Raw genomic sequence first — 21,809 nt, forward strand, 5'->3', positions numbered from 1 at the left:
TTTTTTATAAAGGTGGTAGCTATGTTAAAGATTCTTGAGTATTCCATCACTCATTTTTGCGAGCATATCTTAAGACTTCGCATTGAAGCAGCTCAAGATATAAGCGGTGAACTTTATGGAGCGAGTATTTCTATCATGGGCAAAAGCGAAGGAGAAAGTAATTTTTATTTATTTTTTCCAAAAGAATTTTTAAAAAAAATTGCAGAAATTTTAATTAATGATGAAAAATTTAAAGAAGATGACTGGTGCGATTTAACTAAAGAATGTGCCAATCAGATTATAGGTTATGCTAAAAATTTGTTAAATGATGCCAAGGGTGATGACGAGTATAAACTCGGAATTCCGGAATATTTAGGAAAAGTTGATTTTTCTGAAATAGTTCTAGATGAAGCTTTAACTTATAAATTTGAAAATTGTTATTTTAGAATAGGATATTGCAAATAATGAGCGATGATATAGAGTTTAACATTCATCATGGGCTTTTACAATCTTATGAAGATATCTTAGATATTACAGTAGATTTTGTAAGCGAGCTTGGAACTACAAATATGAGTGTAGCGGAGCTTTTAAAACTTGAAGTAGGTTCGGTTATTGATCTTGAAAAGCCTGCTGGAGAAAGCGTTGAGCTTTATATCAATAAAAGAATTTTTGGCAAAGGCGAGGTTATGGTTTATGAAAAAAATCTCGCTATAAGAATTAATGAAATTTTGGATTCTAAGACTGTGCTTCAATACTTTAAAAAAGAAATTTAAATGAGATTACTAGTATTATTTTTTTTAATTTTACCTTTATATAGTGTTGAGTTGATTAGTTATAATATCTACGATAGAAATGACCGAGTAGATTTAATGCTTTCTTTTGATAATGCTTATAATGGCAAGATTTCTCAAAAAAAAGAAAAAAATTTAACTCTTTTAACTTTTAGTGATTTAACGTATTCTAAAGATGAATTAAAAGAACTTAACTCTCAACTTGTAGATAAAATTAGTATTAGTTCTAAAAATAATAATACCTATATTATGCTACAAAACAAACAAAATATTAATTTAGAACTTAGCTCTATCAATGATAAATTTGGAGTAAGAATACGAGCTATAGAGCAAGGAAAAGCAAATATCGAATCTGTACCTACAACTACTGCGAATAATTCTCAAGAATTAATGCCTAAACCAAAAAGTACAAGTTTAGAAGGGTATGATTATACAAATTATATCTTGGTAATGCTGATTTTAGTTATTTTGTTAATAGTGCTTTGGTGGTTTAAAAAGACTATGGTTTATAAAAATAACAATGTTTCTAGAGATTTTACTATGATTTTCCAGAGATTTTTAGATAAAAATAATCAACTTGTTGTTTTTGATCACGCTAATAAACGTTATACAATGATAATAGGTAATTCCAATGTGCTTTTAGAAAGTGTTGAAATTCCAGAGGAACAAACAATAAAACATACAGAAAAAACAGAGAAAAATTTTGACTCTTTTTTTGAAGAAAATAAAAAAAGAATTCAAAATCTTATAGAGCAGCGTCAAAAAGGTAAAAAATCTTAAATTTTTTGATTGATTGCTAATGCTATGGTAGCTGGTTTTGCAATTTTTTTGAGCTCATCTTTGGGTAAATTAAGAATTTTGTTTTCTTGATATATATAAAGAGTATTGTTTGCAAAAGCAAAATCAATCTTATCTTCATTTGTGCTTAAAGTTTTAGCTAAGCACAAAATAAAATTAAGCCATGAAATGGTATGAATATTGGGTAAAAGTTGTTTATAGGGTTCAAGATTATAAGGATTAACTTTTTTTCCATTAAGCTTAATAATGCTAGCAATTAAAGCTTTTTCTTTATGCGAAAATCCATAATTTAATCCACCTAGTACAAAATGAGCAGAGTGTTCATTAGCAAAATAGAAATTTAAATATTCTCCAATATGGCATAATTTAGCAGCATTTAGTAAAGTATGTTTGTAGTTATCGTTAAGTCTATGAAGATTTTTAAGGGCTGTAAAAATTTGCAGAGCAAAATGTGGAGTTTTATTTTTTTGTTTTGATTGTAAAAATTTATCTTGTAAACATTTTAAACTAGGATTGAAATTTGATGGAAATGTGATTTTAGGACGAAGCAAATCTTGTAAATAAACTCCTTCTCTGATTCCAACTCCACTCGTGATAACTTGTTTGGCTTTTATTTTTTCCGCAATCTTTAAAAAAATAAATATACCTTCTTTAATGGTATCAAAACGATCCTTTTTTATGCCAAAATTGATTAAAGAGTCTAAGTTTGAATTAAAAATTTTTAAAATATGTCCTTTTTCTTCATCTAGCATATAGCGAAAATCATGTAAATTTTTCAGTGGATAGGAATTTTTTTGCATGATGGAATTAGATATTGCTCTTAAGCTTCCACCTATTGCAATAAGGTTTTGATTGCAAAATTCTTTAGGAATTTGTTCTAAAATTGGTTTTATAAATTCTTCTAAAGAATCTATTTTTCCAGTATCATAGAATAATTCTTTTAGCCTAACAGTGCCAATATCAAGAGATATGCAAGAAATAATTCTATTATTTTTTATTAAACACAATTCACTAGAACCACCACCTATGTCTAAAGTGGTTCCATCCTTAAAAGGACTTAATAAATTTAAAGCCGCAAGACCACCTAAGTAGCTTTCGCTTTTTCCATCTATACAGCGTATATTTAAAGACAGATTATCTTTGATTCTCTTAATGAAATTTTTTGAATTTGGGGCATCTCTTAAGGCTGATGTGCCTACTATAAATATTTTTTTGCACTTATGCTTTAAAGCACATTGTTTGAAAAAAGCTAAGGCATCTTCGGCTCTTTGCATGGCTTCTTCTTGGAGAATTTTGCCATTATTATAAGCATTTTCTCCAAGTCTTACTTTGCGTTTGTATTCGCAAGTTGTATAAAAACCATATCTAGAAGTTTTTTCAAAAATCACCATTCTAATGGAGTTTGAGCCAAGATCAACAACGGCTGTTTTTTTTGCCATTAAAATTCTCTATCTCTATGTTTGAGTTTTAATTCTTCTATAGTTTCTACATTATCAGGATCAGGAATGATACATTCATATGGGCAAGCAACAATACAGGCAGGCTCTGAAAAATCATTAACGCACTCTGAACAAAGATCAGGGTCTATTACATAAATTGGACTATTTTCATAAATAGCTTCATCAGGACATTCTTCTCTGCAAGCATCACAACATACGCAGTCTTTTGTAATTAAAAGAGACATCATAACCTTTCAAAAATTTAAAAAATAATTTTAGTTTATACAATAACCAAACTTAAATAAAATATAAAAATAGAAATAAAGATAAATTTTTTGCACCGAAGGTGCAAAATTGTTAAGATTTTTTAGGGAAGCAGAAACGGTATCCTCTACGACGAACTGTTTCTATGGTAGATATGTTTAATGGTTTATCCATTTTTTGACGAATTTGATTGATAGCTACTTCGATAACATTTGGAGTTACTAGCTCAGGTTCTTCCCAGATAGCATCTAAAAGTTGTTCTTTGGATACAATTTGATCCGAATGTCTTGCTAAGTGCGTTAAAACTTCAAAAGGTTTTCCTTTAAGTTCTATATCTTGACCTTTATAAGTAATTTTTTCCTCATCTGGATCAATAACTAAGTCTTCAATTTTAATAACATTGGTTCCGCCAAGTCTTAGTCTTGCTTCAATTCTTGCGAGTAGAATATCAAAATCTAAAGGTTTTTTAACAAAATCATCAGCTCCAGCTTTCAAAGCTTTGATTTCTGTTTCTTTGTCTGTTTTTGAAGACATAATCATAACTGAAGTTCTTGGAGATTTATGTTTAATAGTGTTAACAAGTTCCGCTCCATCTCCATCAGGTAAAGTCCAGTTTGCTAAAACTAAATCATAATGTCTAATGCCGATAAAGTATTCTCCATCTTTAAAATTTTCAGAAGAATCGGTTTGATAACCAAATTCATTAAGATTGTCTATAATTGTTTTATTTAGGCTAATCTCATCTTCTATAACTAAAATTCTCATTTGTTCTATCCTTATTAAGAAAAATTTAAAGAATTATATCATAGCTTAAGTAAATGTTTAGATATCTTTAAAAAAAAATTAATATTTTTTTTTCAATTTAACCCCAACTGTAGCATTTTTTATTATATGGGGTTTGAAAATTTTTATGTTAAGATTGGTTAAATTAGGAAAATCTTTTTTTAAATTTAAGCTTACAAAGTCTAAAGACTCTTCAAGGGTGTAAAATTCTTCTTTTTTATACCATTTTTTAATTTTGGTAATTACCTCTGCATAATTTAAAAATTCATTTGCTTTAGCTTTAAGCTTGATAATAATTTTTTGTTTTTTTCTTCTTTCGAAATCTAATATACCAATGATACACTTAAAGTGAAATTTTATTTTTATATGACTTTGCATTCTTCTTTAAAAATCAATCTTTTAATATTAGGTAGATGTTTATATACTATAATAAAAGCGATAATAAAAACGGGTGCATGTGTATGAATTTCTAAGTCATAATTAAATATAAAAGAACTTACAACAAAAGCAAGTAACGCTGCTAAAGAAGCTAGCGAAGATATTTTAAAAATTTTTCCAATAACTACCCACACAATAAATGCTGTAAGCACTTCCAATGGAAGTAAAACTATCATAGCGCCTGCTCCTGTTGCTATGCCTTTTCCTCCTTCAAATAACAAGTAAATTGAAAAACAGTGTCCAAAAATAGCCAAAACTGCCACGCTCCAAAGCAAAGCTTGATCATAATGAAGAAATTTCAAGATTAGTAAAGGAATAGCTGCTTTTGCAAAATCTAAAATTATTGTAGCAATGGCAAGTTTTTTTGCTAGTTTGGGATTTTTTTCTTTTACTACTCTTAAAACATTGGTTGCCCCTATACTTTTTGAACCTTCTTTTTTGATATCAGTTTTAGCAAAAAATTTAGCTAGGATTAGCCCAAAAGGGATTGAACCTAAAAGATATATAAAAGCGTAAATTATTAAATTTTCCATAATATCCTTTTCAAATCATCTTAAAATTTTAAGATTTATAACTAAAAATTATATCTTATGAAAATAAATAAACAAAAAATAATTTTTAAGATAAAAATAGTATTAATTAATTATAAATATTTTTTAATAATATTTATTTTTATTTAAGCTCTAAATGATTATTATTTTATTTTAATTTATCTTTAATAGGAGTTTGTAAATGAAAGTAAAATCATTGCTAATCGCATCCTTAGTTGCTTTTTCAAGCTTAAATGCTGCAAGTCTTATAGATGAAGCTAAAAATTCAGGTCTTGTTGCCTTACCAAAAGATCAAAAAGGCGTTGATGAAATTTTAAAACAAAATGGAGTAAAGGTTAGTGAATTTACTCTTGAAAAAGCAGAGCTTGGTAAAAAGCTTTATTTTGAACCACGCCTTTCAAAAAGTGGTATCATTTCTTGTAATACCTGTCATAATGTAGGACTTGGTGGAACAGATGGAGTCAGTACTGCAATAGGTCATAAATGGACAGCAAATCCTCATCATTTAAATTCACCAACAGTTTATAATGCAGTTTTAAATAATACTCAATTTTGGGATGGTCGTGCAGGAACATTAGCCGATCAAGCTAAAGGTCCAATCCAAGCTGATCCTGAAATGGCAACTCCTGCTAAACTTGCAGTAGAAAAAATTTCATCTTTGCCTGAATACGTTAGTGAGTTTAAAAAAATCTATGGTAAAAGCGGTGTAAATTTTGACAATATTGCTGATGCAATTGCAAATTTTGAAAGAACTTTGATCACTCCATCTCGTTTTGATAAATTTTTAGAAGGCGATGAAAAAGCTTTAACAAAAGAAGAACAAAAAGGCTTAAAGCTTTTTATAGACAAGGGTTGTGTAGCTTGTCATAATGGTGTGAATTTAGGTGGCAATATGCAAGCGTTTGAAGTTGCTGGTAAATATAAATTTGCAAATTTAGGTGATTTTAAAGGTGATGCAAATGGCATGGTAAAAACTCCAACTTTAAGAAATGTTGCTGAAACTGCTCCATATTTTCATAATGGCGCTATTTGGAATCTAAAAGATGCTATTAAGGAAATGGGTAGTGTGCAACTTGGCATTAAAATTTCTGATAAAGAAGCAAAAAGTATTGAAACTTTCTTAAAATCTTTAACAGGAACAAAACCAGCAATTGTTTATCCACAACTTCCTATTTCTACTGAAAAAACTCCTAAACCTGAACTATAAGGTTCCAAACAAGCTCTATTTTTAGAGCTTGTTTAAATTTCTTTATCTTAGCTTTGTTATAATTGTCTTTAAATTTTGCTAGAAAGGTTTGCAATGAAACTTTTTGGAACCGATGGAGTTCGTGGAAAAGCGGGTGAATTTTTAGATAGTTTTTTGGCTATGCGTTTAGCAATGGCTGCGGGTATTTATTTTAAAGATAAAAGTATTACTAATAATATCTTAGTAGGAAAAGATACAAGAAGAAGCGGCTATATGATAGAAAATGCTATTGTTTCAGGGCTTACTTCTATAGGATATAATGTTATACAAATTGGTCCTATGCCAACTCCTGCGATTGCATTCTTAACTGAAGATATGCGTTGTGATGCAGGGATTATGATTTCAGCTTCTCACAATCCTTATTATGATAATGGTATTAAATTTTTTGATGCTCATGGAAATAAACTCAGTGAAGATATAGAGAAAAGAATAGAAGAAATTTATTTTGATGATAAGCTTATACAAGCCTCTAAGGTGGATATGGAAAAAATTGGTCAAGCAAAAAGAATTGATGATGTTATAGGAAGGTATATTGTTTCTATTAAAAATTCTTTTCCAAAAGATCTTACTTTAAAGTCTTTGCGTGTGGTTTTAGATGTGGCTCATGGGGCAGCTTATAAGGTAGCACCTACTGTTTTTAAGGAATTAGGTGCTGAAGTTATAGTAATGAGCGATAAACCTAATGGACTTAATATCAATGAAAATTGTGGAGCTTTACATCCTGCAAATTTAGCTGCTGAGGTAAAGCGTTTGCGTGCAGATGTGGGCTTTGCTTTTGATGGTGATGCAGATCGTTTGGTGGTTGTAGATGAAAAAGGAGAAGTGGCTAATGGAGATAGTTTATTAGGGGTTTTAGCGCTTTATCTTAAAGAACAAGGTAAATTACAATCAAGTGTTGTGGCTACTATAATGAGTAATGGTGCTTTAAAAGAGTTTTTAAATAAACATGGCATAGAACTTGATACTTGTAATGTGGGCGATAAATATGTGCTTGAAAAATTAAAAGCTAATGGTGGAAATTTTGGCGGAGAGCAAAGCGGACATATTATTTTTAGCGATTATGCAAAAACTGGAGATGGTTTGATAGCTGCTTTGCAATTTAGCGCTTTAATGCTTTCTAAGAAAAAATCTGCAAGCTCTATTTTGGGTCAAGTCAAACCTTATCCTCAGCTTTTAACCAATCTTAAAATTGCAGAAAAAAAAGATTTAGATAAAATTAAAGGTTTAAAAGAATTAAAAAAAGATTTAGAAAATAAAAATATTAATACCTTATTTCGCTATTCTGGAACAGAAAATTTGATAAGACTTTTGCTAGAAGCTAAAGATATTAAGCTCTTAGAAAAAGAAATGAAAAATGTTGTGGAGTTTTTTAAGAAAGCTTTAAATGGCTAAAACTTTTAAATTTATTTTTTATTTTTGGGGTGCCTTTGTTTTGGTTTTTACTCTTGATCAATGGGTAAAATCCTTAACTTTAGCAGGACTTAGATGGCAGAGTGAATACTTAGATTTAACTTATGCTCTAAATACAGGCGTAGCTTTTTCAATGTTGAGTTTTTTAGAACATAATTTAAAATATTTACATCTTGCTTTAATTGGCGTGCTTTTTATTTATCTTTTTTGGCAAAAAACACTTTTAAAAACTCATAATATAGCTTTTGGAATGATGCTTGGTGCTGGTGTTTCAAATTTATTGGATCGTTTTATACATGGAGGTGTAGTGGATATGTTTTTTTGGCATAAATGGTTTAATTTTGCTATTTTTAATGTTGCAGATGTCATGATAAATATAAGTGTGGCTTTGATTTTAATACAAGAAATATTTAAAAAAAGGAAAAAAGATGACAGAATGGATTAATGATTATTATTTTTGGATTAAATGGGTGCATTATTTGGCATTTGTTTCTTGGATGGCGGGTCTTTTTTATTTACCTCGTCTTTTTGTGTATCATGCTGAACATAAAGACAATAAAGGTTTTGTCGAGATTGTAAAAATTCAAGAAAGAAAACTTTATTTTTATATACAAACTCCTGCAATGATTGTGACTTTAATCACAGGAAGTTTAATGTTGCATGCTCATAAGGAAGTTTTAATGGTAGGTTCGGGTTTTATGCATGTTAAACTTACCTGTGTTACACTTTTGATTATTTTCCATATACATAATTATTATTGTTTAAAAGCTTTAGCAAATGATACTTCTGCTAAAAGCGGGAAATATTTTAGAATTTATAATGAATTTCCAACCATAATGTTTATTATTATCGCTCTAATGATGGTTGTTCGCCCCTTTTAGTTTGCCTCCGCTTTAAATTCCATACTAGCGGAGTTAAGCGGATCAATATTTTCTTTCATGATATCGATATAATCTTTATTTTTAAGACGCTTATCATCTCTAAATACTGCACGCACAAGATCCATTCCTGTGTAAAAATCTTTCATTAAAACCACAAAAAGATATTGACCAAATTCGGTTGCGATTAAAGCATTTTGATCTTTTATGATGGCACTGCTTGTTTTAAGCCCTAAAAGTTCTATGAAAAGTTCTTTTTCGAGATTGCAATTTAGAGTTTTATTAAATTTATCAATTTCTATTTTTCCTGAAAAAATTTCAGTTAAAAAGACATATTTGATAATCTCTTTTTTATCAAAACAAGCTTTGGCTATATTAGCATTTTGTTTTTCTTGTATAAATTTAGCATAATCATTTAGATTAAATGCATTAATTAAAAGCTCCCCATCTAAAAAGCTAAAAGCCCCACTGCCCACTCCTAGGTATTCATGATGAGAACTGACATATTCGTCATTAAGCTTGTTTTTTTCTAAAGAAAAACTCCAACCATTGTTTTGGGTATAGTCTTTAAAAAATTCGCGTATGATTTGATAATAAGTAAATTCATTATCTTTAATGCTCACTCCTAGACTTTTAGCGATATTATCTTTGGTAAGATTTGATTTCATTAAAGGATAGGTTGTGATTTGTTGCGGGGCTAAATTTTTAGCAATTTCTAAGTCATTTAAAAGTTGTTTTTCGCTTTGTCCTGGAAGATTGAAAATAAGATCTATACTAAAAATAGGTAAAATTCCTAAAGCTTTTGAAATTTTTTCTTGAAGTTCTTTAGATGAACCAAATTTATTATATCTTGCCACTTTTTTTAAAGTTCCATCATCAAAACTTTGAATTCCGCAACTTAAACGATCAATTATACCTTTAAACATAGAAAGCTTATTTGGATCAATATGATTTGGATCACTTTCGCATGAAATTTCTTTTATATTAAATAATTTTTTACAAAGTTCTAAGGTTTTTAATAATTCCTCTTCGTTAATCAGTGTTGTACCGCCACCCACATACATGGAAGTAAAATCAAAACCTTTATCTTTCATGATTTTAATTTCTTCTCTAAGATTTTGAAAATACACTTTGGCTAAATTTTCATCATAATAATATTTATGAAAGCTACAATAAGGACAAAAAGTATGGCAAAAAGGTACATGAGCATAAAGCATATAGCTTTTGTCTTGTTTTGGAATTTTTTCTTTGGGTTGTTTTAAAAGTTCGACATTGAAACCTTTTTGGAGGGATTTTTCCATCATAGTATGAGAGTATTTTAAAGCTAAATTTTGAAATAAATTCATAAGTGGCCTATATATTAAAATATTTAAGATATAACTTTATCAATTTTTAGCTAAAATAGGAGTAAATTTTTTATTTCTTAAATAAAAAATGGGATTAAGTTTTTAAATTATTTAAAAAGGATATAAAATGGATAAAGCCAAAATTGTTCAAAATTTAAATGCTTTGTTTAAACAAAGAGCAGAGTTTTACTCTTATTTTGATGAAAATATTGCCAAAATCAATAATACTGAAGTATTTGATTTTAAGAATGCTAAAAATTTAAATCCAGAAGAGGTATATAGGCAATTTTATCATTTTGATTATGCTATAAGAAAATTATTGCCTGCTATTTACAAGGCTTATGAAATTACAGATGCAGATTTAGACAAAGATTTTTAATTTATTTAGAGAATAGAATAAACTATTCTCTAAAAGACATATCTAAATTTTTTGATTCTTCTTTTATATTTTTGCCTGTATCTTCGCTTTGCTCAAATCCTCCACCAAATGCTTTGATTACATCTACTATGGAATTAGCATAAGAATATTTAGTATTATTAAAAGCAACCGCAGCATTAAGCCAATTTTGACGTGACTCTAAATAATCTTGCAAAGACATTTCTCCTATATCATAGCGTTCTTTAGCAATTTCATAGATTCTTTTGTAAGATTGTTCGCTTGCTTGTGCATTATCGTATTGTAAGCGTATAGTTTTTCTAGCTACTAAAGCATAGCGAATTTCTCCAAAAGCAGTAATCAAAGTATTTTGATAATTTACAAAAGCTTCATCTTTATTAAGCTTAGCTAAATTTACATTTTGGTAAATTTCACCCCAATGAAAAATAGGCAGAGTAAAGTTTCCACCTATATTCCAAGTCTTAGAACCTCCTTTAACCAAGGTATCTAAATCCCCACTTTCAAATCCCAATAATCCTGTTAAAGAAAGGCTAGGTAAGAAAGCCGTGCGAGCTACTCCAACAAGATAATTTTGCTGAGTTAATTTTTCTAAAGAAGAGCCAATATCTGGACGTTGAAGCAAGATGGTACTTGAAATTCCAGTTGGAATGTCAAATTCTTTAAGATTAAAAACTTGATAGTTTTGATTTTTGTAAAGTATGTCATTTAAATCATTTGAAGTTAAAATTTTTAAAGCTTTAAGGTAATTTTCTTTATTTAATTTTGCTTCATTATATTGCAAAGCCATACTTTCTAAGTTGGCTCTTGCTTGAGCAAGTTCATATTCACCTACAGCGCCAACTTGAAATTTTTCATCATTAATCCTATAAATTTCTTTTGCAGATTCATAGGCTTCTTTAAGAGCATTTTCATTTTCATAAGCATTTACAAGATTAAAATAAGTTTGAACCGTATTTGAAATAACAGAAAGTCTTGCAGCTTCATAATCATACTCACTTGCTTTAAAGCCTGATTTTGAGGCGCGATATGTATCGCGATATTTTCCCCAAAGATCGATTTCATAGCTTAAATTAAGCCCCATTTTAAAATCATTACCGTAACTTACCTCCCCAGTTCGATTGCTTGGAGCATTTATAGCTGTTTTTGCACGATTACCGCTTGCGTTACCATCAAATTTTGGCAACAAACTGCTAAAATCTATGCCTAATTGAGCAGCAGCTTGTTCCATGTGTATGAAGGCAAGTTTTAAATCATTATTATTTTTAAGTGCTAAATCAACCACTTTATTTAAATTTTCATCATCAAAATCTTTCCACCAATTTTTTGTGATAGAGCTATTGTTTTCTTTTTCCCAGGATAAGGCTCCAAACTTATTATCAATGCTATAGTTTGCTTCGGGAATATTTAAATTTGGACTTAAAGAGCAAGCTGAAATCAAAAGAGTAAAACTTGCTATAGCGCTAATTGAAATTATTTTATTCATGAACCTTACCTCTTTTTTTATCTAGCCATTCATTAAAATTTTCTAAAAGATAGAAAAATAAAGGCACAAAGAATATCGCTAAAGTTGATGCTGCGATCATTCCACCAATAAGCCCTGTTCCTAAAGAGTGTCTTGAAGCACTTCCTGCTCCTGTTGCGAAAATCATTGGCAAGACCCCAAAAGTAAATGCCAAAGAAGTCATTATGATAGGACGAAAACGAAGTTTTGCTGCTGCAACAGCTGCTTCAAAAACTCCTTTGCCTTTTTTAAAGCGCTCTTCCATTGCAAATTCTACGATCAAGATAGCATTTTTAGCTGAAAGTCCAATCAAGAGCAAAAGTCCTGTTTGAAAATATATATCATTGCTAAATCCTCTTAAATATACCAATAAAAATGATCCAAATACCGCAAAAGGCACAGCTGTTACAACTGCTAAAGGTATAAGCCATCTTTCATATTGGGCAGCTAGAATTAAGAAGACAAATATCATCCCTAAAGCAAAAGCATAGCTTGCTGTTCCTTTGCTAGAAACTTCTTGATAGGCTGATCCACTCCAAGCTATGGAATAATCATCCCCTAAAGTTTCTTTTGCTACTTGAGCAATCGCTTCTATAGCTTGACCTGAAGTATAACCTGGTGCGGGTTGACCTTGAACTTGTGCCGCTGGGAAAAGGTTGAATCGTTTTACATCATCAGGCCCTGAACTTCTTTGTAAAGTTAAGAAAGAATCAAGTGGTATCATTTTTCCATCGTTTGATCTTACAAAAATATTTTTTAATGCATCTTGTGTATTTCTAAAATCACCTTTTGCACGGATATTTACTTGGAAGTTTTTGCCTAACATAGAAAAATCATTAACATAATAAGTGCCTATAGTTGCATTCATTGTGTTAAAAACATCTTGCATGTTAAGATTGTAGTGTTTTAATTTATCTCTATCAATTATAAGCTTGTATTGAGGGAAAGTTGTATCAAGGGTTGTTCTTACTCTTGATAGTTCTTTTCTTTGGTTGGCTACAGCAACAAGTTTATTTACATCTTTTTGTATTTCATCATAACTTTTTCCACTTTTGTTTTGAACATACATTTCAAAACCACCTGTGATGCTTAATCCAGGTATAGGAGGTAGGCCTATAAATATACTTGAAGCGTTGCGATCAAAAGCAAATTTTTTATTAAGTTCCATGGCGATTTCATCAGCACTCACATTTCTATCTTTCCAATCTTGCAAGCCTATAAACATTGCAGCAGCGTTTTCTTTTAATGAGCTTGTAAAAAGATCAAATCCTATCATAGCCATTGCATCTTTAATTCCATTGGTTTTTAAAACTTCTTGACTTATATGATCAACTTCTGAGATTGTTCTATGAAGTGCTGAAGCCGAAGGAAGATTAATAATGCCAATCATCAAACCTTGATCTTCTTCAGGAACTAAAGAGCTTGGTACAGCTTTATAAAGATAAAAAATTGCCCCAAGCATAATACAAAAAATTAAAACAAAGCGAATGGTTCTTTTTAAAATATATGCTACTCCTGTGCTAAATACAGAAGTACTCCAATCAAAAAAATCATTAAATTTCTTTACAAATTTAAATGGCTCTCCTTCATTACGTCGTAAAAAGAGTGCACATAAAGAAGGTGTTAAAGTAAGAGCAACAAAACCTGATATGGCTACAGATATTGCTAAGGTAAGGGCAAATTGTCTTTGAATTTCTCCAACAAAACCTGATATAAAAGAAACGGGTATAAAAACAGCACAAAGTACAAGAACAATTGAAATAACCGGAGAGCTAACTTCTTGCATCGCTTGGATAGCAGCATCTTTTACGCTTATTTGTTCATTTTCGTGTAAAATCCTATCGATATTTTCCACAACTATAATCGCATCATCTACAACAATCCCTATAGCTAAAATCAAGGCAAAAAGCGTAAGCAAGTTAATACTAAAGCCTAAAACATAAAGTCCAGCAAAAGTTCCTAATAATGAAACAGGTACTGCTATCATAGGAATAAGCGTTGCACGGAAATTCTTTAAGAACATATACATAACAATGATAACTAAAATTAGAGCTTCAACAAAAGTTTTAATTACTTCTTTGATTGATTCTATCACAAATTTTGTTGTGTCGTAAGGAATTTTATATGTTAAACCTTTTGGGAAATTTTTTGAAAGTTCTTGCATTTTAGCCTGGACAAGTTCTGCTGTATGCAATGCGTTTGCCCCTGATTGAAGATTGATTATAATCGGAACTGCATCATTGCCATTTAATCGTCCTTGTGAGCTGTATTGCTGTGATCCTATTTCTACATCAGCTATATCTTTAAGTCTTAAAAATGATCCATCATCATTTGTTCTTAAAATAATATTTTCAAATTCGCTAGGATTTTGTAGTCTTCCTTGCATAGTGATTGAATAAACATAAGGGGATTTTTGAGTTACGGGCTCTTCGCCAATTTTACCAGTTGCGTATTGAGCATTTTGGTCATTAACCGCAGAAATTACATCAGTAGCTGTGATTCCAAATTTATTTAATAAATCAGGTTTTAGCCAAATTCTTAAAGAATAATTACGATTTCCTATAGCGTTTGCATCCCCAACTCCCGGAACCCTTTTTAACTCATCTAAAACATTTAAAGCGATGTAGTTGTATACATCCACTGCACTCATTGAACCATCATTTGAATACATAGAAATTGCAGCAAGTGTTGCTGAAGAAGTTTTTCTAACAGTTACTCCAAGTTTTTTAACTGCATCTGGCATTTTTGCAGTTGCAGCTGAAATTCTATTATTAACATCTATAGTGGCTTGATCGGGATCTGTGCCGATATCAAAATAGACAGTCAAACTCATAGTTCCTGAAGAACTTGAAGTTGAATCCATATAAATCATATTATCTGCACCATTGATTGCATCTTCGATAGGACTTGCAACCGTTGAAGCAATGGTTTGTGCATCAGCTCCTGTGTAAGTTGCGCTTACCTTAACTGTAGGAGGAGTTAAAGAAGGATATTGTTCTATGGGTAAATTTGTAAGACCGATGACTCCAGCTAAAGAAATGATAATTGCAACAACTGAAGCAAAAACAGGTCTTTCGATAAAAAATTTAGAAAACATTATTGTGCTCCAATTTCTTTAACTTCGCTACCAACTTGAATTTTTTTAAAGTTATCTAAAATGATTTTATCGCCATTTTGTAATCCTTTGTCAATGATAGCGTATTCATTGTTTTGGTAGCTTATATGTACAGAAGATTTTTCTACTTTTCCATTTTTAACAAGAAGAACATAAACATCATTTTGATCTTGTTTAATAGCTATTTGAGGCACTTTAAAGCCATTTTTTTGTATAAAACCTTCTGAAGTAATTGTTGCAAAAGCACCCGGTAAAAGTGTTGAGTTGTTGTTATCAAATACAGCTTTGGCTTTTACTGTTCCACTATTAGCATCTATAACGGAATCAATAAAATAAAGTTTGCCTTGAACGGTTTCTCCATTAAGATTTAAATTTGCATGAATGCTGTCTAAATCCCATTTTCCACTTTGAGTATTGCGGACTAAATTTAGTTTATCTGTATCTGAAATAAAGAAATCTGCGTAAATAGGATTTAAATTTGTAACTCTAACTAGTTCAGTTGTTGAAGCACTTACATAATCCCCTATATTAACTAAAGCATCTCCTATAGTACCATCAAAAGGAGCTTTTATTTCGGTATGATCTAGATCAATTCTTGCATTTGCAAGTTGTGCTCTAGCAGTTGTTAGACTAGCTTTTGCATTATTAAATGTAGCAAGAGAAGAGTCGTATTCTTTTTGAGAGATTGCATTTTTGCTAAAAAGAGCCTTGGAACGATTAAAATCCTTGCTCGCGTTTTCAAAAGTTGCCTTAGCCATTAAAGCTTGTCCGTAAGCTGAATCAACGCTAGCTTTAAATTTATCTTGCTCTACAATAAATAATGTTTGTCCTTTTTTTACCTTATCTCCAGCCTTAAAAAGTTTATTTACTATTACGCCACTAACTTGAGGTTTTATAATAACATCATAATCACTGACAAGTTTAGCAGGATAAGTAAAACTAAGTGGCAAATCTTCAGATTTAGCACTCATTGTTGTTACAGGTTGAGGCGGCATTTGTATTTTTGGTGCTTCTTCTTTGCTACAAGCAGTGAGTAAAAGCACAACACTTAAAGCTAAAATAGTATTGTTTTGAAATAATTTCATGGTTTTGCCTTGAAAAATTAAATTAAAAATTGTAATATTTATTACAAAAATTTTTGGCTAATTATATCTTAATTTTGGTTAATAAAATTATTTTTTAAGCTTTGGAGCCATTGATCCCATTTAGAAAAACGTTTACAACAAATTCAACATGTTCTTTTTGTTCTTTTTTATTTTTCACAGGAGCATTAATTAAAACATTAAGATGATGATAAGGTTCTTTTAACATAGTACAAAAAAGAACAGCAAGTTTTTCTGCATTTTTTTTCATGTAAGAATTATTTTGTTGCTTAAAAAAATCCATAAGTATGTTATAGGAAAAATTTTGTTGATTGTTTTCTATCCAATTAGCAAGATGTCTGTCTTTATCATAAACTTGAGAATAAACAATTTTACCAAAAGCTACAGCTTCTGGTTGATTAAAAATTTCTATAAAAGTTAAACCAAAAGAAGTTAAAATTTCTTTTAAAGTGCCATTTTCAATTTCTTGTGTTTTGGAATAAATAAGATGAAAATGTTTTTTACATATGTCATCTAAAATTTCAAAGAATAATCCTTCTTTGCTTTTAAAACTATTATAAATATTAGAATAAGATCCTCCGGATAATTTAATAATATCACTCAAACTTGTTTCTTGGTAACCTTTTGTTAAAAAAAGCTCTAAGGCTACTGCTTTGATTTTTTCTTGTCTGGCTAAAACTTTTTGTGACGGTGTTTTATTTGAGTTCATTTTTTATCCTTTGTAAGAGTGTTTTTGGGGTATACAAATATACTTTTTCTAAAAACCGAAATTTTTTCATTATCTTTTGCATAAGCTTTTATATGTAAAGGAAAGATTACATCTTTTTTATCGTTGTTTGCTAAATTTTTTGTAGCTTTGATAACAACTATTTTTTTAACTTGCTCTCCCGCTTTTAATTTAAAAGGTTTGTTTGGTCTTATGATTTCAATTCCATCATTTATTCCTTCTAAATTTGCTGTAAAATAATATTCATGAGGTTTAGAATCTGTATTTTGAAACAAAAAGGTATAAGCATTTGAAATGACTAATTCACCTTTAACATTTGAAATATTATATAATTCACTGCTACGATTGATATTTAAAAGCATGCTTTCTTTTTTGCTTCCCATGATAATTAAAGCCAATAAAGCAATTAAAAGAACTATAAAATATGCTATCGTTCTAAATCTTAAATAATGAACCTTAGAACGCATTTCAATAGCTTTTGCACTTGTCCAATTAATCAAACTTGGACGATTAAATTTGCTTTGTACCTTAGAACAAGCATCGGCACATTCAAGACAATTAATACATTCAAGTTGCATTCCTTTGCGTATGTCAATATGAGTTGGACAGATGCTAACACAGGCTTCACAACCTATGCATTCTCCTTCAGGCGGTTTTTTATGAAGTTTGGTGTGTCCATCATAAATCAAACCCCCGCGTTTTTCATCGTAGATAACTTGCATTGTATCATGATCAAACATTACAGATTGTATTCTTGCATAAGGACAGACATAAACACAAAATTTTTCTTGTAAATAGGTAATATCCAAAGTAAAAAGTAAGCTAGCACAAGATAAAATTCCAAGTAAAAGTAAATGCTCGCCAGGATTTTGAATATAATTGAAAAAATCTTCAGGAGGAATAAAGTACCAAAGTAAATTACTAATAGCAACTAAAGATATAAAATAAAAAATTATTACTCCAAGAAATTTTTTAAAATATTGTCCCTCATATTCTTTTTGTTTGTTATTAATATTTTTGCGAATTTTAAGAATTTTAGTTTGTATGATATCTCTATATATAACTCTAAAAATTGTTTGTGGACAACTCCAAGCACACCAAATTCTTCCACCTAAAGTTGTAATAAAAAAAATAAATAAAAAAAGAAATATAAGAACAAAAGGCATGAGATAAAATTCTTGTGTTGAAAAAGAAATAAAAAATAGGTTTAATTTAGAGTGATCAAAACTTAAAAGAAAAAAACGATTTTCATTAATTCTTATGAAAGGTAGAGCAAATATGATAATACTTGCAATTAAATATACAAAATATCGTTTTTTTGTATAGTTTGTAATGTGTCCTTGCATTTTTAGACCTTAATTATAATTTTTAGCACTTTGTAACTAAGGATTATAGCCGATAAAAACTAAAACAATTTTTAAATGCTTTCTAAGTTAGAATTAATAAGAAGTGTTTTATAATTATATTTCACAACAAAAATTTACACAGAAAGGTGGTGAGGACTGTGCCAGGAATCAAGGTGCATCCTAACGAGTCTTTTGATGAAGCGTATCGTAAATTCAAAAAACAAGTAGATAGAAATCTAGTTGTGACTGAAGTAAGAGCAAGAAGATTTTTCGAGCCTATGACTGAAATTCGCAAAAAACAAAAAATTTCAGCACGCAAAAAAATGCTTAAAAGACTTTATATGCTTAGACGCTACGAGTCAAGACTCTAACCCAAAAGCCCGAAAGGGCTTTTTTTATACCTACAAATCTTCATTCGGTATTAAAAAGTATTTATTATTTTTTGTTAAAATTTCTAATTTAAATTTTCTGTTTTTAGGATAAACTTATGAAAAAAATCAAAAAAATCATTCAAATTGGTATGATAGGTGGTTTAGCAGCTGTTGCTGGAGGTGCTTTAGCAGGTTGTGGAAGTAATAATGACAATGCAGATACTTTAAATCAAGCAGCTAATGTTCAAGGAGCTTTTGTAATTATCGAAGAAACAGCTCCAGGGCAGTATAAAATCAAAGATCAATATCCAAGTGATGAAACAAGGGTAGTTTTAAAAGATCTTAATGGTACAGAAAGAATTTTATCCAAAGAAGAAATGGATGCTTTGATTAAAGAAGAAGCAGCTAAAATTGATAATGGAACTTCAAATTTAACTAAAGACAATGGACAAATCAGTAGTGGAGGATTGAGTTTGGGAGAAACTTTACTCGCAAGTGCTGCAGGCGCTATTTTGGGAAGTTGGATAGGTTCAAAACTTTTCAATAATCAAAATTTTGCCAACCAACAACGCGGTGCTTTTTCAAATCAAAGTGCTTATCAAAGGAGTGTTAATAGTTTTAATAAAGCAGGTACAACAAGCTCCGCTTCAAGTGCTAAAAAATCAGGTTTTTTTAGTGGAGGCTCTAAAGCCACAAGTTCTAGTTCTTCTTTTGGTTCTTAAGGATAAATAATGCAATTATTACAAGTAGACAAACTTCAAAAAGATTATTTAGAAAATATAGGTTTTTCTTGGCATACAGATGAAGATGGAAGTGATTATATTAGCAATAAGTTAGTTTGTGTTAAGGAAAGTGAAGCTAATGCTTATTATGAAGCGGTAAATGAGCTTTATGATATGTTTATTGCTGCAGCGCAAGAAGTGATTGACAATGATCGTTTTGATGAGCTTGGAATCCCTTTTAATCTTATTGATGCGATTAAAATGAGTTGGGAAAATGAGGTTCATTGGCATTTATATGGGCGTTTTGATTTAGCGGGTGGGCTTGATGGTAAGCCTATAAAACTTATAGAATTTAATGCTGATACCCCTACTGCTCTTTTTGAAAGTGCGATTTTACAATGGGCACTTTTAAAACAAAATGGAATGGATGAAAGCGCACAATTTAATAGCATTTATGAAAGTTTGATGGATAATTTTAAAAGACTTATTACCCTTGATGAAAGTGTTGAAGGGTTTGAAGAGCATTACCAAGGGTGGAAAATTCTTTTTTCAAGTGTTGCAGGAAGCAAAGAAGAAGAAATCACTACAAAATTACTTTCCCATATAGCCAATGAAGCAGGTTTTCAAACTAATTTTTCCTTTGTAGATGAGGTAGAATTTAGTGAAGAAGGAATTTTTAAAGAGGGTGAAAATTATGAGTATTGGTTTAAGCTTATTCCTTGGGAAGATATAGCTATAGAAGAGGGTGAACTTGCTATGCTTTTAACTCAGATCATGCGTAATCAAAGAGCGATTATTTTAAATCCTGCTTATACGCTTTTATTTCAATCTAAGGGAATTTTAAAAATTTTATGGGAGCTTTATCCAAATCATCCATTACTTTTAGAAACAAAAGATACTCCTTTAGAGGGTAAAAATTATGTTAAAAAACCTGTTTTTGGTAGAGAAGGCGCAAATATAAGTATAATTAAAGATGGAAAAACTTTGCATGAAAATGTAGGTCCTTATGGGAATAATAAGGCTATTTATCAAGAATATGTAGAGTTTAATTCATGTGAAAACGAATACTATCAAGCAGGTGTTTTCTTTGCCTATGAAGGGTGTGGCTTAGGATTTAGAAAAGGTGGTCTTGTGCTTGATAATTATTCTAAATTTGTAGGACATATTATAAAGGATTAGAAATGAAAATTGTTTGTTTAGATGCGGCAACTTTAGGGGATTATGATTTAAGTGTTTTTGAAAAATTTGGTTCTTTACAAATTTATACTACAACAAATAAAGAGCAAACTATAGAGCGTTTAAAAGATGCTAATGTTGCCATGACAAACAAGGTTGTAATTGATAAAGATGTGATTGATGCTTGTAAAAATTTAAAACTCATTTTAGAAACTGCCACAGGGGTTAATAATATCGATATTGAGTATGCTAAAGAAAAAGGTATTATTGTAAAAAATGCTGCTGGGTATTCTACTATGAGCGTTGTGCAACATACTTTTGCGTTTATGTTTGCTTTTTTAAATCAAGTGCTTTATTATGACAAATGGAGTAAAGAGGGTAAATGGTGTGAAAGTCCTATTTTTACAGATTATAGCAGAATTTTAAATACCTTAAGCGGTAAAAAACATGGTATTATAGGCTTAGGAGCTATAGGTAAAGAAGTGGCAAAAATTTCAAAGGCTTTTGGAGCTGAAATTTATTATTATTCTACGAGTGGAGCTAATAAAAACGCAGATTTTGTACATTTGGAATTAAAAGATTTATTAAAAACTTGCAATATTATAAGTATTCACGCACCTCTAAGTGAAAAAACTAAAAATTTACTCACCTTTGAAAAATTAAAGCTTTTAAAAGATAATGCGATTTTGATTAATGTAGGAAGAGGTGGGATTATCAATGAAAATGATTTAGCTAAAATCATAGATGAAAAAAATATTCGTGTAGGGCTTGATGTTTTAGAAATTGAACCTATGATGAAAAATCATCCGCTTTTAAGCATTAAAAATAAAGAAAATCTTATTATCACCCCTCATGTTGCATGGGCGAGCAAGGAAGCTTTAAATGCTTTAATGGATATAGTTTATAATAATTTAAAAGAATGGATAGAAAATGGCAAGTGAACATAGTTTTGATATTTCAGCAGCTTTAGATAAGCAAGAATTAAAAAATGCTTTTGAACAAGCTAAAAAAGAACTTGATAGTCGTTATGACTTAAAAGGAATTAAGTGCGAGATTGATTTAAGTGAAAAAGAGAGTATTTTTAAACTCAGTTCTTCTAGCGAAGGAAAGCTTGATGTTTTAAAAGATATAGTGATTTCTAAACTTATCAAAAGAGGAATTAATCCTAATGCTATTAAAGAGCTTTCTCGTGAAAGTGGAGCAATGTTTCGTTTAAATTTGAAAGCAAACGATGCTATTGATAGTGAAAATGCTAAAAAAATCAATAAAGCTATTAAAGATAGCAAGCTTAAAGTTAACTCTTCGATTCGCGGTGAAGAAATTCGTGTTGTAGCAAAACAAATCGATGATTTACAAGCTGTGATGAAGCTTGTAAAAGAGCTTGATTTAGAGTTAAATATCAGTTTTAAAAATCTCAAATAAGGTTAA

General features: G+C 30.1%; 24 protein-coding genes. 13 read left to right on the top strand and 11 right to left on the bottom strand.

Translation table 11 applies throughout. The features are described from left to right. The first annotated feature begins 21 nt into the window (after nucleotides 1–21). The 3 genes from ELQ12_RS03850 to ELQ12_RS03860 are packed head-to-tail and all read left to right on the top strand — an operon-like array spanning nucleotide 22 to nucleotide 1,550. Entirely contained in the window at nucleotides 22–444 is a 423-nt protein-coding gene (locus tag ELQ12_RS03850; protein WP_044780438.1) for a chemotaxis protein CheX, read from the top strand. Further along, nucleotides 444–752 carry a flagellar motor switch protein FliN gene (gene fliN, locus ELQ12_RS03855; protein WP_002824739.1) on the top strand — a complete coding sequence of 103 codons (309 nt, stop codon included), beginning with the start codon at nucleotides 444–446 and terminating at the stop codon, nucleotides 750–752. The genes ELQ12_RS03850 and fliN overlap by 1 nt, the downstream gene beginning before the upstream one ends. Further along, nucleotides 753–1,550: a hypothetical protein gene (locus ELQ12_RS03860; RefSeq protein ID WP_002868919.1), complete on the top strand. Its 798-nt coding sequence runs from the start codon at nucleotides 753–755 to the stop codon at nucleotides 1,548–1,550. Here ELQ12_RS03860 and ELQ12_RS03865 read toward each other — a convergent pair. The 5 genes from ELQ12_RS03865 to plsY form a co-directional block, all read right to left on the bottom strand. Next, entirely contained in the window at nucleotides 1,547–3,007 is a 1,461-nt protein-coding gene (locus tag ELQ12_RS03865; protein ID WP_126213700.1) for a Ppx/GppA phosphatase family protein, read from the bottom strand. The genes ELQ12_RS03860 and ELQ12_RS03865 overlap by 4 nt on opposite strands. Continuing rightward, nucleotides 3,007–3,252 (bottom strand): YfhL family 4Fe-4S dicluster ferredoxin, encoded by a 246-nt coding sequence (locus tag ELQ12_RS03870; protein WP_002854647.1) that lies wholly within the window; start codon nucleotides 3,250–3,252, stop codon nucleotides 3,007–3,009. Before ELQ12_RS03870 ends, ELQ12_RS03865 begins: the two co-directional genes overlap by 1 nt. A gap of 112 nt (nucleotides 3,253–3,364) precedes the next feature. Beyond that, nucleotides 3,365–4,036, bottom strand: coding sequence for a homeostatic response regulator transcription factor HsrA (gene hsrA, locus ELQ12_RS03875; protein WP_002857553.1), 672 nt, complete (start codon nucleotides 4,034–4,036; stop codon nucleotides 3,365–3,367). 78 nt (nucleotides 4,037–4,114) lie between these two features. Further along, nucleotides 4,115–4,432: a dihydroneopterin aldolase gene (locus ELQ12_RS03880; protein ID WP_002857609.1), complete on the bottom strand. Its 318-nt coding sequence runs from the start codon at nucleotides 4,430–4,432 to the stop codon at nucleotides 4,115–4,117. After that, complete coding sequence (gene plsY, locus ELQ12_RS03885; RefSeq protein ID WP_002921511.1) at nucleotides 4,417–5,025, bottom strand: glycerol-3-phosphate 1-O-acyltransferase PlsY; 609 nt, start codon at nucleotides 5,023–5,025, stop codon at nucleotides 4,417–4,419. The genes ELQ12_RS03880 and plsY overlap by 16 nt, the downstream gene beginning before the upstream one ends. A 199-nt stretch (nucleotides 5,026–5,224) precedes the next feature. On the opposite strand from plsY, the gene ELQ12_RS03890 reads away from it, so the two are divergent. The 4 genes from ELQ12_RS03890 to hemJ all read left to right on the top strand — a co-directional run bounded on the left by ELQ12_RS03890 (nucleotide 5,225) and on the right by hemJ (nucleotide 8,580). Beyond that, nucleotides 5,225–6,250 (top strand): cytochrome-c peroxidase, encoded by a 1,026-nt coding sequence (locus tag ELQ12_RS03890; protein ID WP_126213699.1) that lies wholly within the window; start codon nucleotides 5,225–5,227, stop codon nucleotides 6,248–6,250. Nucleotides 6,251–6,343: 93 nt separating this feature from the next. Further along, complete coding sequence (gene glmM / locus ELQ12_RS03895; protein WP_002870766.1) at nucleotides 6,344–7,681, top strand: phosphoglucosamine mutase; 1,338 nt, start codon at nucleotides 6,344–6,346, stop codon at nucleotides 7,679–7,681. Then, on the top strand, nucleotides 7,674–8,144 hold the full coding sequence (lspA, locus tag ELQ12_RS03900; RefSeq protein WP_126213698.1) for a signal peptidase II: 471 nt from the start codon (nucleotides 7,674–7,676) through the stop codon (nucleotides 8,142–8,144). The genes glmM and lspA overlap by 8 nt, the downstream gene beginning before the upstream one ends. Continuing rightward, nucleotides 8,128–8,580, top strand: a complete 453-nt coding sequence (hemJ, locus tag ELQ12_RS03905) for a protoporphyrinogen oxidase HemJ (protein ID WP_002861126.1) — start codon at nucleotides 8,128–8,130, stop codon at nucleotides 8,578–8,580. Before lspA ends, hemJ begins: the two co-directional genes overlap by 17 nt. On the opposite strand, the gene ELQ12_RS03910 is transcribed toward hemJ, so the two are convergent. Next, a complete protein-coding gene (locus tag ELQ12_RS03910; RefSeq protein ID WP_126213697.1) occupies nucleotides 8,577–9,923 on the bottom strand; it encodes a coproporphyrinogen III oxidase family protein in 1,347 nt (448 codons plus the stop codon). The two genes, hemJ and ELQ12_RS03910, sit on opposite strands and share 4 nt — an antisense overlap. Before the next feature lie 127 nt (nucleotides 9,924–10,050). Here ELQ12_RS03910 and cmeU point away from each other — a divergent pair, with 127 nt between their 5' ends. Beyond that, nucleotides 10,051–10,302, top strand: coding sequence for a CmeU family protein (gene cmeU / locus ELQ12_RS03915; protein ID WP_002861128.1), 252 nt, complete (start codon nucleotides 10,051–10,053; stop codon nucleotides 10,300–10,302). Nucleotides 10,303–10,324: 22 nt separating this feature from the next. On the opposite strand, the gene cmeC is transcribed toward cmeU, so the two are convergent. The 5 genes from cmeC to ccoG form a co-directional block, all read right to left on the bottom strand. Next, nucleotides 10,325–11,803, bottom strand: coding sequence for a multidrug efflux transporter outer membrane subunit CmeC (gene cmeC, locus ELQ12_RS03920; protein WP_088261509.1), 1,479 nt, complete (start codon nucleotides 11,801–11,803; stop codon nucleotides 10,325–10,327). Beyond that, on the bottom strand, nucleotides 11,796–14,918 hold the full coding sequence (gene cmeB / locus ELQ12_RS03925; protein WP_002861130.1) for a multidrug efflux RND transporter permease subunit CmeB: 3,123 nt from the start codon (nucleotides 14,916–14,918) through the stop codon (nucleotides 11,796–11,798). The genes cmeC and cmeB overlap by 8 nt, the downstream gene beginning before the upstream one ends. After that, the gene (gene cmeA, locus ELQ12_RS03930; protein WP_044778501.1) at nucleotides 14,918–16,021 is read right to left on the bottom strand and encodes a multidrug efflux RND transporter periplasmic adaptor subunit CmeA; all 1,104 of its coding nucleotides are present in this window, start codon (nucleotides 16,019–16,021) and stop codon (nucleotides 14,918–14,920) included. Before cmeA ends, cmeB begins: the two co-directional genes overlap by 1 nt. A 94-nt stretch (nucleotides 16,022–16,115) precedes the next feature. After that, the gene (cmeR, locus tag ELQ12_RS03935; RefSeq protein WP_134264577.1) at nucleotides 16,116–16,748 is read right to left on the bottom strand and encodes a multidrug efflux system transcriptional regulator CmeR; all 633 of its coding nucleotides are present in this window, start codon (nucleotides 16,746–16,748) and stop codon (nucleotides 16,116–16,118) included. Then, complete coding sequence (ccoG, locus tag ELQ12_RS03940; protein WP_134264578.1) at nucleotides 16,745–18,112, bottom strand: cytochrome c oxidase accessory protein CcoG; 1,368 nt, start codon at nucleotides 18,110–18,112, stop codon at nucleotides 16,745–16,747. The genes cmeR and ccoG overlap by 4 nt, the downstream gene beginning before the upstream one ends. A gap of 158 nt (nucleotides 18,113–18,270) precedes the next feature. Here ccoG and rpsU point away from each other — a divergent pair, with 158 nt between their 5' ends. The 5 genes from rpsU to ELQ12_RS03970 all read left to right on the top strand — a co-directional run bounded on the left by rpsU (nucleotide 18,271) and on the right by ELQ12_RS03970 (nucleotide 21,803). Then, nucleotides 18,271–18,483 carry a 30S ribosomal protein S21 gene (gene rpsU, locus ELQ12_RS03945; protein WP_002780697.1) on the top strand — a complete coding sequence of 71 codons (213 nt, stop codon included), beginning with the start codon at nucleotides 18,271–18,273 and terminating at the stop codon, nucleotides 18,481–18,483. Between the two features lie 116 nt (nucleotides 18,484–18,599). Continuing rightward, nucleotides 18,600–19,205, top strand: coding sequence for a UPF0323 family lipoprotein (locus ELQ12_RS03955; protein ID WP_002870776.1), 606 nt, complete (start codon nucleotides 18,600–18,602; stop codon nucleotides 19,203–19,205). A 9-nt stretch (nucleotides 19,206–19,214) separates the two neighbouring features. Continuing rightward, entirely contained in the window at nucleotides 19,215–20,384 is a 1,170-nt protein-coding gene (locus tag ELQ12_RS03960) for a glutathionylspermidine synthase family protein (protein ID WP_002831077.1), read from the top strand. A gap of 2 nt (nucleotides 20,385–20,386) precedes the next feature. Continuing rightward, entirely contained in the window at nucleotides 20,387–21,322 is a 936-nt protein-coding gene (locus tag ELQ12_RS03965; RefSeq protein WP_134264579.1) for a D-2-hydroxyacid dehydrogenase, read from the top strand. Continuing rightward, entirely contained in the window at nucleotides 21,312–21,803 is a 492-nt protein-coding gene (locus ELQ12_RS03970; RefSeq protein ID WP_002854188.1) for a YajQ family cyclic di-GMP-binding protein, read from the top strand. Before ELQ12_RS03965 ends, ELQ12_RS03970 begins: the two co-directional genes overlap by 11 nt. Nucleotides 21,804–21,809: the final 6 nt, after the last annotated feature.

Origin of the sequence: Campylobacter sp. US25a, assembly GCF_004379075.1 — a bacterium.
GTDB lineage: Bacteria > Campylobacterota > Campylobacteria > Campylobacterales > Campylobacteraceae > Campylobacter_D > Campylobacter_D jejuni.